Origin of the sequence: Mycobacterium sp. (genome assembly GCF_044342925.1) — a bacterium.
In the GTDB taxonomy this organism is placed as follows: domain Bacteria; phylum Actinomycetota; class Actinomycetes; order Mycobacteriales; family Mycobacteriaceae; genus Mycobacterium.
Window position 1 is genome coordinate 16,562 of record NZ_JBIIOV010000011.1, and the last position, 16,375, is coordinate 32,936.

Annotated in this window: 16 protein-coding genes; 12 read left to right on the forward strand and 4 right to left on the reverse strand. The window is 68.9% G+C overall.

Translation table 11 applies throughout. The features are described from left to right. The first annotated feature begins 174 nt into the window (after positions 1 to 174). The 3 genes from ADBZ6I_RS02490 to holA are packed head-to-tail and all read left to right on the forward strand — an operon-like array spanning position 175 to position 3,516. A complete protein-coding gene (locus tag ADBZ6I_RS02490) occupies positions 175 to 1,020 on the forward strand; it encodes a ComEA family DNA-binding protein (RefSeq protein ID WP_526380519.1) in 846 nt (281 codons plus the stop codon). 3 nt (positions 1,021 to 1,023) lie between these two features. Then, complete coding sequence (locus ADBZ6I_RS02495) at positions 1,024 to 2,541, forward strand: ComEC/Rec2 family competence protein (RefSeq protein ID WP_526380521.1); 1,518 nt, start codon at positions 1,024 to 1,026, stop codon at positions 2,539 to 2,541. A 12-nt stretch (positions 2,542 to 2,553) separates the two neighbouring features. Then, positions 2,554 to 3,516, forward strand: coding sequence for a DNA polymerase III subunit delta (gene holA / locus ADBZ6I_RS02500; protein ID WP_526380523.1), 963 nt, complete (start codon positions 2,554 to 2,556; stop codon positions 3,514 to 3,516). 92 nt (positions 3,517 to 3,608) lie between these two features. Here the strand turns inward: holA and rpsT are convergent, their stop codons facing one another. Beyond that, a complete protein-coding gene (rpsT, locus tag ADBZ6I_RS02505; RefSeq protein WP_526380525.1) occupies positions 3,609 to 3,869 on the reverse strand; it encodes a 30S ribosomal protein S20 in 261 nt (86 codons plus the stop codon). 280 nt (positions 3,870 to 4,149) lie between these two features. Between rpsT and ADBZ6I_RS02510 the strand changes: the two genes are divergently transcribed. Genes ADBZ6I_RS02510 through ADBZ6I_RS02520 form a run of 3 tightly spaced genes read left to right on the forward strand, consistent with a single transcriptional unit; the run spans position 4,150 to position 7,516 of the window. Next, a complete protein-coding gene (locus ADBZ6I_RS02510) occupies positions 4,150 to 5,691 on the forward strand; it encodes a circularly permuted type 2 ATP-grasp protein (RefSeq protein WP_526380551.1) in 1,542 nt (513 codons plus the stop codon). Next, positions 5,691 to 6,677, forward strand: coding sequence for an alpha-E domain-containing protein (locus ADBZ6I_RS02515; RefSeq protein WP_526380527.1), 987 nt, complete (start codon positions 5,691 to 5,693; stop codon positions 6,675 to 6,677). Before ADBZ6I_RS02510 ends, ADBZ6I_RS02515 begins: the two co-directional genes overlap by 1 nt. Further along, positions 6,677 to 7,516: a transglutaminase-like domain-containing protein gene (locus ADBZ6I_RS02520; RefSeq protein WP_526380529.1), complete on the forward strand. Its 840-nt coding sequence runs from the start codon at positions 6,677 to 6,679 to the stop codon at positions 7,514 to 7,516. Before ADBZ6I_RS02515 ends, ADBZ6I_RS02520 begins: the two co-directional genes overlap by 1 nt. A 4-nt stretch (positions 7,517 to 7,520) precedes the next feature. Here ADBZ6I_RS02520 and ADBZ6I_RS02525 read toward each other — a convergent pair whose 3' ends face one another. Continuing rightward, entirely contained in the window at positions 7,521 to 8,384 is an 864-nt protein-coding gene (locus ADBZ6I_RS02525; protein ID WP_526380531.1) for a ribonuclease Z, read from the reverse strand. A gap of 72 nt (positions 8,385 to 8,456) precedes the next feature. On the opposite strand from ADBZ6I_RS02525, the gene ADBZ6I_RS02530 reads away from it, so the two are divergent. The 4 genes from ADBZ6I_RS02530 to ADBZ6I_RS02545 all read left to right on the forward strand — a co-directional run bounded on the left by ADBZ6I_RS02530 (position 8,457) and on the right by ADBZ6I_RS02545 (position 11,215). Further along, positions 8,457 to 9,050 carry a hypothetical protein gene (locus ADBZ6I_RS02530; RefSeq protein ID WP_526380533.1) on the forward strand — a complete coding sequence of 198 codons (594 nt, stop codon included), beginning with the start codon at positions 8,457 to 8,459 and terminating at the stop codon, positions 9,048 to 9,050. A gap of 353 nt (positions 9,051 to 9,403) precedes the next feature. Then, positions 9,404 to 9,901 (forward strand): DUF2382 domain-containing protein, encoded by a 498-nt coding sequence (locus tag ADBZ6I_RS02535; protein ID WP_526380535.1) that lies wholly within the window; start codon positions 9,404 to 9,406, stop codon positions 9,899 to 9,901. After that, positions 9,901 to 10,647, forward strand: a complete 747-nt coding sequence (locus ADBZ6I_RS02540) for a YsnF/AvaK domain-containing protein (protein ID WP_526380537.1) — start codon at positions 9,901 to 9,903, stop codon at positions 10,645 to 10,647. The genes ADBZ6I_RS02535 and ADBZ6I_RS02540 overlap by 1 nt, the downstream gene beginning before the upstream one ends. 124 nt (positions 10,648 to 10,771) lie before the next feature. Further along, positions 10,772 to 11,215, forward strand: coding sequence for a CBS domain-containing protein (locus tag ADBZ6I_RS02545; protein WP_526380539.1), 444 nt, complete (start codon positions 10,772 to 10,774; stop codon positions 11,213 to 11,215). Positions 11,216 to 11,222: 7 nt separating this feature from the next. On the opposite strand, the gene ADBZ6I_RS02550 is transcribed toward ADBZ6I_RS02545, so the two are convergent. Next, a complete protein-coding gene (locus ADBZ6I_RS02550; protein ID WP_526380541.1) occupies positions 11,223 to 11,843 on the reverse strand; it encodes a type II toxin-antitoxin system PemK/MazF family toxin in 621 nt (206 codons plus the stop codon). Positions 11,844 to 11,853: 10 nt separating this feature from the next. On the opposite strand from ADBZ6I_RS02550, the gene lepA reads away from it, so the two are divergent. Both lepA and ADBZ6I_RS02560 read left to right on the forward strand, forming a co-directional pair. After that, positions 11,854 to 13,860: a translation elongation factor 4 gene (lepA, locus tag ADBZ6I_RS02555; RefSeq protein ID WP_526380553.1), complete on the forward strand. Its 2,007-nt coding sequence runs from the start codon at positions 11,854 to 11,856 to the stop codon at positions 13,858 to 13,860. Positions 13,861 to 13,951: 91 nt separating this feature from the next. Further along, a complete protein-coding gene (locus ADBZ6I_RS02560) occupies positions 13,952 to 14,626 on the forward strand; it encodes a sensor domain-containing protein (RefSeq protein ID WP_526380543.1) in 675 nt (224 codons plus the stop codon). Positions 14,627 to 14,638: 12 nt separating this feature from the next. Here ADBZ6I_RS02560 and ADBZ6I_RS02565 read toward each other — a convergent pair. Then, positions 14,639 to 16,375 (reverse strand): glycoside hydrolase family 15 protein (locus ADBZ6I_RS02565; RefSeq protein ID WP_526380545.1); only part of this gene is annotated, 1,737 nt, incomplete at its 5' end.

A 16,375-nucleotide genomic window follows, 5' to 3' on the forward strand; every position in this document is an offset into this window, starting at 1 on the left:
CTCGGTCTGCAGGTGTGGGCGCACACCCTGTTCAAGGCCACCGCAGCGGCGGCGCACGAAGACGCCCACGCCCACGCGGGCGGGTAATCCCCAGATCCTGCTGCGTCCACAGGGCAGTGGGTCCGGTGCGCCGCGCGGCGGTTCGGTGTCGGTCGGCCGACCTAGCGTCGCGCCATGCGAACCGAGGACCCGCTGGCCAACCTGAACCGCCGGCTTCATGCGCGGCCGGCTGCGATTGGCGACGATCCGGCCGAGGACCCCGACGGCGGGGACGACGACGGGTTCGAACCGAGCTGGGTGCCCGACGGCCGGGCGGCGGACGGCTTGCTGGCGTCCATCCGCGCCGACCCGGGACGGGCCGGGGGAATCGCCCTGGCAGCCATCGCGGCGCTCGCTGTGCTGGTCACCGTCTTCACCCTGACTCGGCATCATCCCGCCCCCGTGGTGTCGGCGAATCTGCCACGGGTGGAGCCGGTGTCGGCGCCCGGTCCGTCCGGTACGCCCGCTCCGTCGAGTTCCTCGGTCTCTGAGCCGCGCCCGCAGCAGCTGGTGGTCAGCGTCGTCGGCCTCGTGCGGCAACCCGGCCTGGTGACGGTGGCGCCCGATGCCCGGGTCGCCGATGCGGTGACGGCTGCCGGCGGGGCGCTGCATGGTGCCGACACGCTGGGCTTGAACCTGGCCCGCCAGCTCGCCGACGGCGAGCAGATCGTCGTGGGTATCGCAGCCCCGGCCGGCCGGCCGGCGGTACTGGGCAGCTCGGTGGGGGGCGGTTCGCCGGCCGGGGACCCGGCGCAGTCCGGCGCGCCGGCCGCACCGGGCAAGCCCGCCGGGCCCGTGGACCTGAACACCGCGACCCCCGACCAACTCGACGCGCTGCCCGGCGTGGGCCCGGTCACCGCGGCAGCCATCGTGGCGTGGCGTTCGGCCAATGGGCGGTTTAGCAGCGTCGACCAACTGGGCGAGATCGACGGCATCGGCCCCGCGCGCCTGGAGAAGCTGCGTCCCCTCGTGCGCGTCTAGGCCGTGACAATTGCTCGGCTCGACCTGCGCCTGGTTCCCGCCGCGGTGACGGCGTGGGCGGTGACCGCCGCCGGCGTCGTGTGGGGTGTGGGCCGGCCGCTCGCGGTGCTCAGCCTGGCGATCGCCGCCGCGTGGTGGCTGGCCCGGCGCTCACTCGGCCGCCGATTTCCGCTGCTCGCCGCTGGCGCGGCGGCCGTCGCGGGCACTGCGGTGATCGGCGCCGGGTTCGGCCTCGCGGTCGGGTTACGCAGCGATGCCAGCACCCATCATCCGCTGGCCCAGCAGCGCGGTGCGACCGCGTGGGTGACAGTCACAGCCGCCGACGCGACCCGGCAGGCCGGGCCAGGGCGCCTGATGTTCCGGGGGAATCTCTCCCAGGTCGGCGACCACGACATGTCCGGGGCGGTCACGGTTTTCGCCAAGGCCGTCGACTTCGGCGAGCTGACGGCCGGTCAACCGGTTCGGTTCCGCGCCCGGATCACCGCCCCGACCCGGCGCGATCTCACCGTCGCCGTGCTCACCGCCGTGGGCCGTCCGCACTTCGGCCGTCCTCCAGCCGTGCAACGCGCCGCCCACGCGGTGCGCCAGGCCTTCGCCGCCACCGCGCAGCAGGCCCTGCCTGCCGACCAGGCCGCGATGCTGCCCGCTCTGGTGCTGGGTGACACCACCGCCGTCACAGCGAGTACCACCGAGGAGTTCCGCACGGCTGGGCTGACCCATTTAACTGCGGTCTCCGGCGCCAACGTCACCATCGTCTGCGGCGCGGTGCTGCTGTCGGCGTACCTCGTCGGCCCCCGGGTCGCGGTCGCTCTGGCCGCTGTCGCCCTGGTGGCCTTCGTCGTCGTGGTGCAACCCAGCGCCAGCGTCCTGCGGGCCGCCGTCATGGGTGCCCTCGCCCTGCTCGCCGTGCTCGCCGGGCGGCGCAGACAGGCCATCCCGGTGCTCGCCGCCACCGTCATCGTCCTGATGACGCTCGCACCGCAGCTGGCCGTCGACATCGGCTTCGCGCTGTCGGTGGCCGCGACCGCTGCCCTGATCCTGCTGGCGCCGATCTGGTCGGCCCGGCTGGTGGCCGCCGGGTGGCCCAAGATCCTGGCCGACGCAATCTGCGTCGCGCTGGCCGCCCAGCTGGTCACCGCCCCGCTCATCGCCGCCATCTCCGGGCGCTTCAGCCTGATTTCCGTGCTTGCGAATGTGATTGCGGGAGTGGTTGTTCCGCCGATCACCGTGCTGGGCACCCTGGCCGCCGTGCTGGTGGCGCCATGGCCGGCGGCGGCCGGGCTGCTGATCCGGTTCACCGGTCCGGAAGTGTGGTGGCTGCTGCGGGTGGCGCACGCGGCGGCGCGGGTGCCCGGTGCGGCCGTGCCGGTTCCGTCCGGCTGGGGCGGCATGCTCACCGTCGCGCTGGCCGGCGGTGCGGCCGTCGTGTTGTGGCCGCGGCGATGGTTCCGGCTGGCGGCGGCCGGGGGACTGCTGTGCGCCGCCGCGTGGTCGGTGTCCGGTCTGGTCGGCGGGCCGTGACACCATCGGGGGATGAGCGCGGCGGCCGGACTGCACCTGGTCCTCGGTGAGGAAGAACTCCTCATCGAGCGAGCGGTCAGCGCAGTCCTGCGTACGGTCCGCGCCGCGGCCGGCACCGACGACGTCCCGGTGAACCGGATGCGAGCCGGGGAGGTCTCCACCTACGAACTGGCCGAACTGCTCAGCCCATCGCTGTTTGCCGACGAACGCGTGGTGATCCTCGAGGCCGCCGCCGAAGCCGGGAAGGACGCCGTCGCGCTGATCGCGGCGGCCGCGGCCGATCTGCCGCCCGGCACGGTGCTGGTGGTGGTGCACTCCGGTGGCGGGCGGGCCAAGGCGCTGGCCACCCAGTTGCGTGACCTCGGGGCCGTCACCCATCCGTGCCCCAAGATCGCCAAGGCCGCCGAGCGGGCGGACTTCGTCCGCGCCGAATTCCGGGCGCTGAAGGTCAAGGCCGACGATGACACCGTCGCCGCCCTGCTGGAGACGGTGGGCTCCGATATCCGTGAGCTGGCCTCGGCCTGTTCCCAGCTGGTGGCCGACACCGGCGGCCGGGTCGATGTTGCGGCGGTCCGCCGTTACCACAGCGGCAACGCCGAGGTCACCGGCTTCGACATCGCCGACAAGGCGGTCGTCGGCGATGTTGCGGGTTCCGCCGAGGCGCTGCGGTGGGCGATGGCCCGCGGAGTGCCGCACGTGCTGCTCGCCGATGCGCTGGCCGAGGCGGTGCACTCCATCGCGCGGGTAGGCCCGCTGTCGGGTGACCCCTACCGCCTCGCCTCGGAACTGGGCATGCCGCCGTGGCGGGTGCAGAAGGCGCAGAAACAGGCACGACGATGGTCGCGGGACAAGGTGGCCACGGCGATCCGGCTGGTGGCGGCGCTGAACGCCGACGTCAAAGGCGCAGCAGCCGACCCGGACTATGTCTTGGAGGCGACGGTACGAAAGGTGGCCGAACTGGCCGCCGGGCGCTGACTCACGCCGAGATTGACCTCACGCAGGGCGCTAATCGCACTTTCCCTGCGTCAGTGCAATCTCGGCGCGGTGCAGCGGGCGCGCGGGGACGATCAGAGCTTGTTGAAGGCCTGAGCCAGGGCGGACTTCTTGTTGGCCGCCTGGTTCTTGTGGATCACACCTTTGGTGGCGGCCTTGTCCAGCTTGCGGCTGGTCACGACCAGCAGCTCGCCGGCCTTGTCCTTGTCACCCTCGGCGGCGGCGCTGCGGAATGCGCGGATCGCGGTGTGCAGCGACGACTTCACCGACTTGTTGCGCAGCCTGCGGCGCTCGTTGGTCAGGATGCGCTTCTTCTGCGACTTGATGTTGGCCACGCGTCAGTTCCTCATTCTCAAAGCTGGTTTCGTTTTGCCTCCACGCCGGGACAGAAGCCCTCGCGGCGCGCTGTGACACTACCAGGATCGGACCCCGAGTCCCAAAGCGGAGCCGCTCAGCCTGCGAAAACAGCTGATGTGGTGAACCATGTGACCCGTGACCCTCCGCAGCCCGGGCGTCGAGATCTCCAGCGACTCCCCGCCGTCGTCCCTGCCCGACGACCACCGCATCTTCGGCGGTTACCGGGAACCGGGCCGCTACGCCGCCGCGTTCGACGAGATGTTCGACCGCCGTGGCAACGTCCGTGCTCCCTACAAGGGCATTTTCACCGAACTGGCCCCCACCGGCACCGACGAACTGGCCGCCCGGGCCGAGGCGCTGGGCCGGGCGTTCGTCGACCAGGGCATCACCTTCGCGTTATCCGGCCAGGAGGAGCGGCCCTTCCCGCTGGACCTGGTGCCCCGGGTGATCTCGGCGGCGGAGTGGGCCAAGCTGGAGAGCGGCATCACCCAGCGGGTGATCGCGCTGGAACGCTTCCTCGACGACATCTACGGCGAACAGAAGATCCTGCGCGACGGCGTCCTCCCGCGCCGCCTGGTGACCTCCTGCGAACACTTTCACCGCGAGGCCGTCGGCATCGACCCGCCCAACGGAGTCCGCATCCACGTCGCCGGCATCGATATCGTCCGGGATGCGCAGGGCACCTTCCGGGTGCTGGAGGACAACCTACGTTCCCCCTCGGGGGTCTCCTACGTCATGGAGAACCGTCGGGTGATGACCCGGGTGTTCCCCAACCTGTTCGGAACCCACCGGGTCCGTTCGGTCGACGACTACCCCTCGCATCTGCTGCGCGCCCTGCGCAACGCCGCGGCCACCAACGAGTCCGACCCCACCGTGGTGGTGCTCACCCCGGGGCCGTTCAACTCCGCGTACTTCGAGCACTCGCTGCTGGCCCGGCAGATGGGCGTCGAGCTGGTGGAGGGTCCGGACCTGTTCTGCCGGGACAACATCGTCTACATGCGCACCACCGAGGGTGAGCGCCAGGTGGACGTGATCTACCGCCGCATCGACGACGAGTACCTCGACCCCATGCACTTCCGGCCCGACTCGGTGCTGGGGGTGGCCGGACTGGTCAACGCCGCCCGGGCCGGCAACGTGGTCATCTCCAGCGCCGTCGGCAATGGCGTCGGCGACGACAAGCTGGTTTACGCCTACGTGCCGACGATCATCGAGTACTACCTGGGGGAGAAGCCGCTACTGGCCAACGTCGACACGCTGCGGTGCTGGCTCGACGACGAGCGCGCCGAGGTGCTCGACCGGGTGCGCGAATTGGTGATCAAACCTGTCGAGGGCTCCGGCGGCTACGGAATCGTCTTCGGCCCCAACGCCTCGGAGAAGGAACTGGCGGCGGTGCGCCGCAAGATCCAGGCCGACCCGCGCGGCTGGATCGCCCAGCCGGTCGTGCAACTGTCCACTGTGCCGACCAAGGCCGGCGACGCGCTGGCGCCCCGGCACGTCGACCTGCGTCCGTTCGCCGTCAACGACGGCGAGAAGGTGTGGGTGCTGCCCGGCGGCTTGACCCGGGTCGCCCTCGTCGAGGGCTCGCTGGTGGTCAACTCCAGCCAGGGCGGCGGTTCCAAGGACACCTGGGTCCTGGCCTCGCGGGCCTCGGCGGCGACGCGGGAACTGGCCGCCGGCCGGGTGGTCCGCTCATTGCCGCGCGCCACCGCAGCCCCCGAGGTGCCCCCGCTGCAGCAGCAGGCCATGACCGGCCACCAGCAGCAGCAACAACAACAACAGCAGCAGAACGGAGCCCGGTGATGCTGGCGCGCAACGCAGAAGCGCTGTACTGGATCGGCCGGTACGTCGAACGGGCCGACGACACCGCCCGGATCCTCGACGTCACGGTGCACCAGCTGCTGGAGGACTCCACCGTCGACCCCGATCACGCCTCCCGAATCCTGCTGGAAGTCTTGGGAATCAAGCCGCCCAAGAACCGGCTGGACATGTGGTCGCTGACCCACCTAGTGGCCTTCAGCCGCGATCTCACCCGGGGTTGCTCGATCGTCGACGCCATCGGCGCCGCACGCGAAAACGCCCGCTCCGCACGCGAAGTCATCTCCGGGGACATGTGGGAGTGTCTCAACACCACCCACAACGCGCTGCCCGAGCGGGAACGGGCCGCCCGGAAGCTGGGGCCGCACGAGTTCTTCACCTTCGTGGAGGGCCGGGCGGCGATGTTCGCCGGGCTGGCCGACTCCACGCTGTCCCGCGACGAGGGCTACCGGTTCCTGGTGCTGGGCCGGGCGCTGGAGCGGGTGGACATGACGGTCCGGCTGCTGCTGTCCCGGGTGGGCGATAGCGCCTCCTCGCCGGCCTGGGTGAGCGTGCTGCGCGCGGCCGGGGCGCATGACACCTATCTGCGCAGCCATCGTGGCGTGCTCGATGCCAGCCGGGTCATCGAGTTCATGCTGTTGGACCGGCAGTTCCCGCGGTCGGCGTTCTACTCGCTCAAGCTCGCCGAGCACAGCCTCGACCAGTTGATGCGCGGGCCCAGTGACGGCGCCGGCGCCGAAGCTCGCCGCCTGCTCGGCCGGGCTCGCAGTGAACTGGAGTTCGTCCGCCCCGGAGCTCTGCTGGACAGTCTGGAAATCCGGCTCGCCGGCCTGCAGGCCACCTGTCAGGACGTCGGGGAAGCCTTGGCGGTCCGGTACTTCCGGCTGGCTCCGTGGGTGGAATGGTCCGATGCCACTAAGCCGCGCGCCGAGGCGGTCGTAGTGGCCGAAGCTCTGGGAGGTGGCGCCTGATGTGGCGGATGCGAGTGGTCCACGCCACCGGATACGCCTACCAGGCCCCGGTCACCGCGTCGTACAACGAAGCCCGCCTCACCCCGCGGTCGGACTCCCGTCAGAACGTCATCGTCAACCGGGTCGAGACCGCCCCGGCCACCCGGTCGTACCGTTACGTCGACTACTGGGGCACCGCGGTGACGGCCTTCGACCTGCACGCGCCGCACCTTGAACTGCAGGTGACCTCGTCGTCGGTGGTGGAGACCGACAAAGCGGAGGCGCTCGGCAGCCGGGCCGGCTGGGACGAACTGCGCGCAGACACGGTGCTGGACCGTTACCACGAGGTGCTCACCCCGACGCGGTACACCCAGTCGGACAAGTGCACCGACCGGATCGCCCGCCAGATCGCCAAGGGCCACGACCCGTACGACGCCGTGCTGGCCACCGTGGCGTGGGTGCGCGAGCAGTTGCAGTACCTGCCGGGTACGACGGGAGTGCATACATCCGGTTTGGACGCTTTGCAGGAGGGCAAGGGGGTGTGTCAGGACTTCGCGCATCTGTCGCTGATCCTGTTGCGCGCTATGGGGATTCCGGCCCGATACGTGTCGGGTTATCTGCACCCGATGCATGACGCGGCAATCGGTGAGTCCGTCGAGGGCGAGAGCCACGCCTGGATTCAGGCCTGGACCGGCGGTTGGTGGAACTACGACCCCACCAATGACACCGAGATCAACGAGCAGTACGTCAGCGTCGGCTCCGGGCGCAGCTATGCCGACGTGACGCCGCTGAAGGGCATCTACCTCGGCCAGGGCTCCAGTGATCTTGACGTGGTCGTCGAGATGACCAGGCTGGCTTGAGGTTTCATCCCGCCGAGACGCGCAGCAGGTCGTCGCCCAATTCCACCCGGCCGGAGAACTCGGCGGCCGCCAGGGCCCGCCATTGATCCTCCTGGCCGGCTGCCAGTGGCGGGACGTAGTGGGTCAGCACCAGGGTGTCCACCCCGGCGCGGGCTGCGGTGGCTGCCGCCTGCTCCACCGATGAGTGGTAGTCCAGGATGTCGCGGAGGCGCTGCGACGGCACCTGCTCCACCAGATCCTTGCGGATCGCCGTATGCACCAGAATGTTTGCGTCCCTGGCGAGTTCGTCCAGGGTGCTGCACGGCACCGTGTCACCGGCCAGCACCACCGATGCTCCGTCGTACTCGATGCGGAAGGCGATGGTGGGTTCCACCGGGCGGTGGTCGGTGGGCGCCACAGTGATCCGGACGCTACTGACCCCCGAGTCGCTTCGCTCCTGCCCCCTGGGGAAGGACTCCCATACCGTGCCGCTGGTGTACTCGTGCACCTCGACCGCGGGCGGTTCGTTGATGTCGGCATGATGGGCGATCCGGTAGGAGATGTCCGGCGCCAGCGCCGCCAGCGTCGCCTCCACCACCGCCTTGGTGCCGGGCGGGCCGATGATCGGCAACGGCGTCGGGGTGAACGTGGTGACCCAGCGGGTGGTGATGACATCGCCTAGGTCGGTGATGTGGTCGCTGTGCAGATGAGTCAGCAGCAGGGCGCTCAGGTTGGCCGCGCCCACGCCGGCCGCCGCCGCGCGCATCAGCACCCCTCGCCCGCAGTCGACCAGGAAGCGCGAGTCACCGGCGATGACGAGCGTCGACGGTCCCGCCCGGTTCGGGTCGATCATTGGACTGCCGGTACCGGTGAGGATCACGTCGATCATGGCTCTCTTACTACCGGAGTCCCGCGGTCGATTCCAACCTCGTCGACGGCAGCGTCGGTAGCGTTCGTTGCTGTGGGAGACCCGATGGTGCCCGGCGTCCGGATCAGGCTGGCAGACAGGGCCGACGTTCCGAACCTCCGCGAGTGTGAAGGGCGTTTCTACGTCGGCAATCTCAGTGAGTCCGAACGCGCCGACGGATTCATCTCCGTGTGGCACTCCGAGGACTGGTTCACCGCCGCGGTCGACAGCGGGGGTGTGCATGTCGCCGAGAGCGACGGGGACGGGATCGGGGGCTTCATTGCGGTGGTCCCGCCGCCGGAACCGACCGACCCGCACATCCCGCAGGTCGTGCGGGCGATGGTCGAACTGGCTCAGACCGTCGAGATGCACGGCAGACCCATCGCGGATCAGTGCTACGCGTTGCGCGGGCCGGTCTGCATCGGCCCGGAACTGCGGGGCCGTGGGGTCTACTCGGCGTTCAACGCGGTGACCCTGCAGGCCTACCGCCACCGCTACGACGTCGGCGTGTTGTTCGTCTCCGCCGAGAACCCGCGGTCGCTGCACACCGCCACCCACAAGCTCGGAGCGCACGATCTGGCGATCTTCGACGCTGACGGCAAACGCTTCCACTTCCTGGCGTTCGAATTCCCCTCGCGCTCAGACTGAATTCCCGCCCGGTCGCGCGGGGACGTCGGCGGTGACCTGCCGTCCCGGCGGTATCCCCACGCGCCTATTACCTGGTGTCTGTCGGGCGTCTTGTGCGTCAATCAACCGACTAAGTGAACGAATTCTTAAGAGTTTGCCAAATCAATCGACAGCTGATGGTCGTAGGGTGCATCCTCTACCCCGGCAGGTCCTCAGAGGCGAGGGTCGGCATTCGAGACTCGGAGACCTAGACTCAAGTGTCACAAGCAGACAGCGGAAAACCCCGGGCAGCGAGACGGTCGAATCCCGAAACATCAGAAGCCGGCACCACGGCACCAGACACCGACACCACGAATCGTCGCCGTACCAGCGGATTGTTATCGGAGGAGATCACTGGCGAACACCTCGACGAGGCCGTTCTCCGGCTTGCCGAGGAGCGGCTGAGCGTCGGCAAGCGCGTCGTGGAGACCGGCCGGGTCAGGGTGCGCCGCACCACCACCGAGAAGGTCCAGAAGGTCGACGTCCCGCTGAGCAGCGACATCTACGAGGTCCGCCGCGTGCCGATCGGCAAAGAGGTCAAGAAGACCCCGGCGGTGCGCGAGACCCGAACCGAAATCATCATCCCCGTTGTCGAGGAAGTCCTCGTCGTCGAACGTCGCCTCGTATTGCGCGAGGAACTGCACATCCGCAAGGTGCGGTCGGTCGAACGCCACACCGAGGAGTTCACGCTGCGGGTCCAGCAGGCCACCGTCGACCGGGTGGCACCACAGAATTCAGACGCCGGTTCCCCCCGGTCCGCGCGCGCTGAACGACCGTCCACCACCGGACGGCCCGCTAAACAACCAACCCAACCGAGGAAAAGGAATCAATAGTGAGTGCAAATGAGATGGTCGTGCTGTTCGACACGGTTGACGCCAGCCGTCGCGCCGAGAAGGCCCTGGAGGCCGCCGGTTTCGCCGACCCGGACGTGAACACGCTCGACTCCGCGGCTGTCGCCAAGAACGCGGGTAAGGCCAACGCCGGTCCGGGCCTGTGGAAGCGGCTGTTCGGCCAGGAAGTCAAGCTCTACGAGGGCGCCGCGTTCGACAAGGCTCTGGCGAAGGGTGGCGCCATCCTGACCGTCCGCATCAAGGACGACGGCGATGCCGCCAAGGCCGAGGCGATCCTGGCCAAGCACAACCCGGTCGACCTGGAGGCTCGTGGCGCGGGGATCGTGGCCGAGCACAAGGCGCTCGGTGACGTCAAGGAATCGGTGCTGCGTCTGGCCGAGGAGCAGCTTGAGGTTGGCAAGCGAACCGTCGCTTCCGGCAAGACCCGGGTTCGTCGCTACGTGACCGAGCGTGAGGTGCAGGAGAAGGTCAACCTCACCGAGGTGCACGCCGAGGTGCTGCGCAAGGCCGTGGACGAGACGGTCGCCGACGACTGGGACTGGAGCGACTCCACCATCGAGGTCATCGAGACCCGCGAGGAGGCCGTGGTCAGCAAGACCGCCCGCGTCGCCGAGGAGATCCGCCTCAAGACCGAGGAGACCGAGCGCACCGAGACCATCAAGGAGACCGTGCGCAAGCAGGAAGCCGAGATCGAGCACCTCGACGAAGACGGCAAGGTCATCAAGTAACGCAGCTCACCCGTGACGGCGGCCGCCCCCTCGGGGGCGGCCGCCTTCTTGTCGCGACCCCTTTCGCGCCGCGGGAGACCGTCGTAACCTGATGTGACATCCATCAAGCACTGGGGGTGGACGGATGCGGATCGCGGACATTCTGCGCAGTAAAGGCGCGGCGGTGGCGACGGTCACCGAGAGCACCACGCTCACCGGTCTGCTCGCCGAGCTTTCGGTGCACAACGTCGGCGCGATGGTCGTCATCGGGAGCAGCGACGGCGGCAGTGGCGTGGTCGGCATCGTCTCCGAACGCGACGTCGTGCGCTACCTGCATGAGCAGGGCCCTGAGCTGCTGCGCCGCCCGGTCGGGGAGATCATGAGCGCCGTCGCGGTGACCTGCCGCCCCGACGATCCCGTCGACGACCTGGCGGCGCTGATGACCAACAACCGGGTGCGCCATGTCCCCGTCCTCGACGACGGCCGCCTGGTCGGCATCGTCAGCATCGGCGACGTAGTCAAGATCCGGATGGACGAACTCCAGGCCGAGCGCCAGCAGTTGCACGCCTACATCACCCAAGGCGGATGAGGACCGGTCAGCTCCAGGAGTAGTCGGCGCGCAACCGGGTGGCGACGATCTCGAATTTGTGGCGCTCGAGAATGGCGCCCTCCCGGCGGATGCTCTCCTCGGGCACGTCGAGGACCCGGTCCAGCCGCACCCAGCTCTGCCGGCCCTCGTAGTCCCAGTGGCCCGTGCCGATCGCCACCCACGCCGGGTCGTGGGCGTGGTGGGTCTGGCTGGACAGCATCAGTCCGAGCAGGGTGTGCCGGTCGCGGCCGACCACCAGCACCGGCCGGTCCTTGCCCTTCGTCGGGTCGTCCTCGTAGACCACCCAGGTCCACACCACTTCGCCGGGATCGGCGCGCCCGTCGAGATCGGGGGCGTAAATCAACCGCCGGGCGCGATGCGCGGTCGGGACACTGTCGCGGGTCACCGGCCGGCCGGCAGTGATGGCCACCGGCGGGTCCGGCGCCAGGGCCGTGGCCACCAGCACCTCGATGCCCAGCCGAATGCCCTGCTGAATGCCCTGCTGAAGGGTGCGCTGCACCGCCTGGGGCACCTCACTGGGGTGCTGCAACTGACGGATGAGTTTGGGAGCTTCCTTGAACATCAGATGCTCCGCGAACCGCTGGAACGTCCTCCACTGCGACGCCATTCTGGAAAGCATAGGCCAGGATCGACACTCGGCGCGCGCCGCGATTGTGTCCTGCCGCGTTTGGCTCGATACGCTTAGTCTCTGCCGGAACCCACCCGCTCACCAGGAGAGATTCGCCATCAGCAGTTTCGCCGATCGGACGTTCACTGCGCCGGCGCAGATCCGTAACTTCTGCATCATCGCTCACATCGACCACGGCAAGTCCACGCTGGCCGACCGGATGCTGCAGCTGACCGGTGTGGTCGCCGACCGCGATATGCGCGCGCAGTACCTGGACCGGATGGACATCGAGCGCGAGCGCGGCATCACCATCAAGGCGCAGAACGTGCGGCTGCCGTGGACGGTCAAAGAAGGCGACGACGGCGGCCCCGGCGGCCTGGTCGCCGGGGACTATGTCCTGCACCTCATCGACACCCCCGGCCACGTCGACTTCACCTACGAGGTGTCCCGGGCGCTGGAGGCCTGCGAAGGCGCGGTGCTTCTGGTCGACGCCGCCCAGGGCATCGAGGCCCAGACGCTGGCCAACCTCTATCTGGCACTGGACCGCGACCTGACGGTCATCCCGGTGCTCAACAAGATCGACCTGCCGGCCGCCGATCCGGAGCGCTACGCCGGCGAACTGGCACACATCATCGGCTGCGATCCCGGCGACGTGCTGCGGGTGTCCGGCAAGACCGGGGAGGGGGTGGCCGCCCTGCTCGACGAGGTGGTGCGCCACGTGCCTGCGCCCACCGGCGACGCCGACGCCCCGGCCCGGGCGATGATCTTCGACTCGGTCTACGACATCTACCGCGGCGTGGTGACCTACGTGCGGGTGGTCGACGGCAAGATCACCCCGCGCGAGCGGATCAAGATGATGTCCACCGGCGCCACCCATGAACTGCTCGAAGTGGGCATCGTCTCGCCGGATCCGAAACCGTCGGTGGGTCTGGGGGTCGGCGAGGTCGGTTATCTGATCACCGGGGTGAAAGACGTCCGCCAGTCCAAGGTCGGTGACACCGTCACCAGTGCGCGGGGCGGCGCCACCGAGGCGCTCACCGGCTATCGCGAGCCCAGGCCCATGGTGTACTCGGGCCTGTACCCGGTGGACGGCTCGGACTACCCGAATCTGCGTGAGGCGCTGGACAAATTGCAGCTCAACGACGCCGCGCTCACCTATGAGCCGGAGACGTCGGTGGCGCTCGGGTTCGGATTCCGGTGTGGCTTTTTGGGGTTGCTGCACATGGAGATCACCCGGGAACGTCTGGAGCGGGAATTCGACCTCGACCTGATCTCCACCTCGCCCAACGTGGTCTACCGGGTGATAACAGAAGACACGGCGCCGGGTAATCCAGGGAAGATCGTCACCAACCCGTCGGACTGGCCGCCGGGCAAGATGCGCGAGATCTACGAACCGGTGGTGAAGTGCACGGTGATCTCGCCGAGCGAATTCATCGGCACCATCATGGAACTCTGCCAGTCCCGGCGCGGCGAACTCGGCGGCATGGACTACCTGTCCCCGGAACGCGTCGAACTGCGCTACACCATGCCGTTGGGCGAGATCATCTTCGACTTCTTCGACTCGCTGAAGTCCCGCACCCGCGGCTACGCGAGCCTGGACTACGAGGAGGCCGGCGAGCAGGAAGCCGATCTGGTCAAGGTCGACATCCTGCTGCAGGGCGAGGCGGTGGATGCGTTCAGCGCGATCGTGCACAAGGACTCCGCGCAGGCCTACGGGAACAAGATGACCACCAAGCTCAAGGAACTGATCCCGCGCCAGCAGTTCGAGGTTCCGGTTCAGGCTGCGATCGGCTCGAAAATCATTGCCCGCGAGAACATCCGGGCAATCCGCAAGGACGTGCTGGCCAAGTGCTACGGCGGTGACATCACCCGCAAGCGCAAACTGCTGGAGAAGCAGAAGGAAGGCAAGAAGCGGATGAAGACCATCGGTCGGGTCGACGTGCCGCAGGAGGCCTTCGTTGCGGCGCTGTCGACCGACGCGGCCGGTGACAAATCCGGTGAGAAGAATCGCAAGTAGGGGTCCGCGCGCGGTCGGCGCGGCCCTATTGGTGGCGGGCGCGGCCGGCTGTGGAACTGCCGTCGACGGCGGCCCGGGGCCCGCGGAACCCGTGCCCCGCCCCACCCTCGACATCAGCATGGGGCTGCCCACCGCAGCGCAGGTCGCCCAGGCGGTCGGCAACCCGCTCGACCCGGCGGGGCCGGGCCGTGTCGGCGGAATCGAGTTGCTGCCCAATGGAATCCGGGACAGCGACGACGTGTCCCCGCTCGACTGTCTGGGCGCCGCGACCCCGCTGATGCGGGTGGTCTACGAAAGCGGCTACACAAACGCCCACGAGAACGGCAACGCCGGCGCTGCCGTCACCGGGGTGGCCCTGCAGGACTTCGCGCGCTACGGCGCGGGACTGACCGTCTCCGGTGCGCATACCGGGGTGGTGCGTCTTTCCTCCGAGGCCGAGGCGGCTCGGCTGTTCGAGGCGTTCGCCGCGCAATGGCGCGCGTGCGAGGGCACCACGGTGAGCGTGCATGTGGCGCCGGGAAGTTCGGTCGACTGGGAAGTCACCGATGTGCGCGAGGACGACGGAATCCTGTCGGCGACCATCCTCACCGCGGATTCCGGCGGGCAACCGCCCCTGCCGACCGAACACGCCCTGGGCATCGTGGCGGACTGCATCGTCGAGGCCGACGTCGCCGTCACCGCCGCACTGCCGGAACTGCGGGTGGCCACCGGACGCGCTGTCGAACTGGTCCGGACGATGCGCGACGACCTCGCCGCCGGGAACTGACTGCGCCCTGGATCAGGTGGGGGCGTTCGCCGGCTGGAACACTCCGGTGCCGTCGGACTGCTCCTCGGCCCGGATGACGTGCACCACCGCGTTGATCAGCGCGAGGTGGGTGAACGCCTGCGGGAAGTTGCCGAGGTGGCGGCCGGTGGCCGGCTCGATCTCCTCGGCGTAGAGCAGCAGCGGGCTGGCGAAGGACAGCAACCGTTCGCACAGGTGCCGGGCCCGGCTGACCTCTCCGATCTCCACCAGCGCCGACACCAACCAGAACGAGCAGATGGTGAAACTGCCTTCCTCGCCGGACAATCCATCGTCGGTCTCCTCGGTGCGGTAACGCAGCACCAGGCCGTCCTCGGTGAGTTCGTCGGCGATCGCCAGCACGGTGGCCCGTACCCGCGGGTCGTCCGACGGCAGGAACCGCACCAGCGGCACCAGCAGCAGCGAGGCGTCCAGCGCGTCGTTGCCGTAGCGCTGGGTGAGCGCGCCGCGCGAGTCCACCCCGTTGGCCAGGATGTCGGCCTTGATCTCGTCGGCGATCACCCGCCACTGCTGGGCGTAGCTCCGGGCGCCCTGGAGGTCAGCCAGTTTCGCGCCGCGGTCCAGCGCCACCCAGCACATCACCTTCGAGGAGGTGAAGTGCTGCGGCTCACCACGCACCTCCCAAATGCCGCGGTCGGGCTCGCGCCAGTGCTTGATGGCCTCCTCGACCTGTTCCTTGAGCACCGGCCACAGCGCGTCGGAGATGTTCTCCCGCGACTTGCAGTGCAGGTACACCGAATCGAGCATGGTGCCCCAGATGTCGTGCTGCCGTTGGTTGTAGGCGCCGTTGCCGATCCGCACCGGCCGCGCCCCGTCGTAGCCGGAGAGGTGGTCGAGTTCCTCCTCGACCAGTTCGCGTTCGCCGCCGACGGCGTACATCACCTGCAACGGCTGGCGCTCGCCGTTATTGGCGCCCGACACGTCGGCGATGAAGGAGAAGAAGTCGTCGGCCTCGCGGTCCAGGCCCAGCGTGTAGAGGCCCCACAGCGCGAAAGTCGAATCGCGGACCCAGGCGTAGCGGTAGTCCCAGTTGCGTTCGCCCTGAGGTGTTTCCGGCAGGGAGGTGGTGCTGGCCGCCAGCAGCGCGCCGGTGGGCGAGTAGGTCAGGCCTTTCAAGGTCAGCGCGCTGCGCTGCAGATAGGCCCGCCACGGGTGGTCGGGGAAGTGCCCCACATTGATCCACTGCCGCCACGCCTCGGCGGTCTGCCACATCTTGTGGGCGGCTTCCTCGTAGGTCTGCGGGGACGGATGCGTGGACCACGACAGCGCGACGAAGACGTTGTCGCCCTCCTTCAGGCGGGTGCGGGCCCGAGCCGCGCGGCCTTCCAGGCCGATCCGCAGGTTGGTCGTCAACCGCAGTTCGGGGTGGGCTCCGGAATCGGAGCGGCCCCGCGCGATCGCCTCCCCGTAGGAGTTCGAGGAGTACGCCCAGGCGGCGGTGATCCGGCCGTAGTCGAAGGACGGTTCACAGTGCATCACCAATTCCACCGTGCCGCTCACGCAGCGCACCGTCCGCAGCAGGATGTGCTCGGCGTCCCAGTCCATCGGGGTGCGACGGTGCGTGCGCGATCGGGCGTCCAGGTCGTGCCAGGGGCCCATCACCAGGGCGTCGCGCACGATCACCCAGCCGGTCGGGGTCTGCCAGGTGGTTTCCATGATCAGGCTGCCGGGAAGGTAACGGCGCGCCGCCGGAACCGACACCCCGTAGGGACA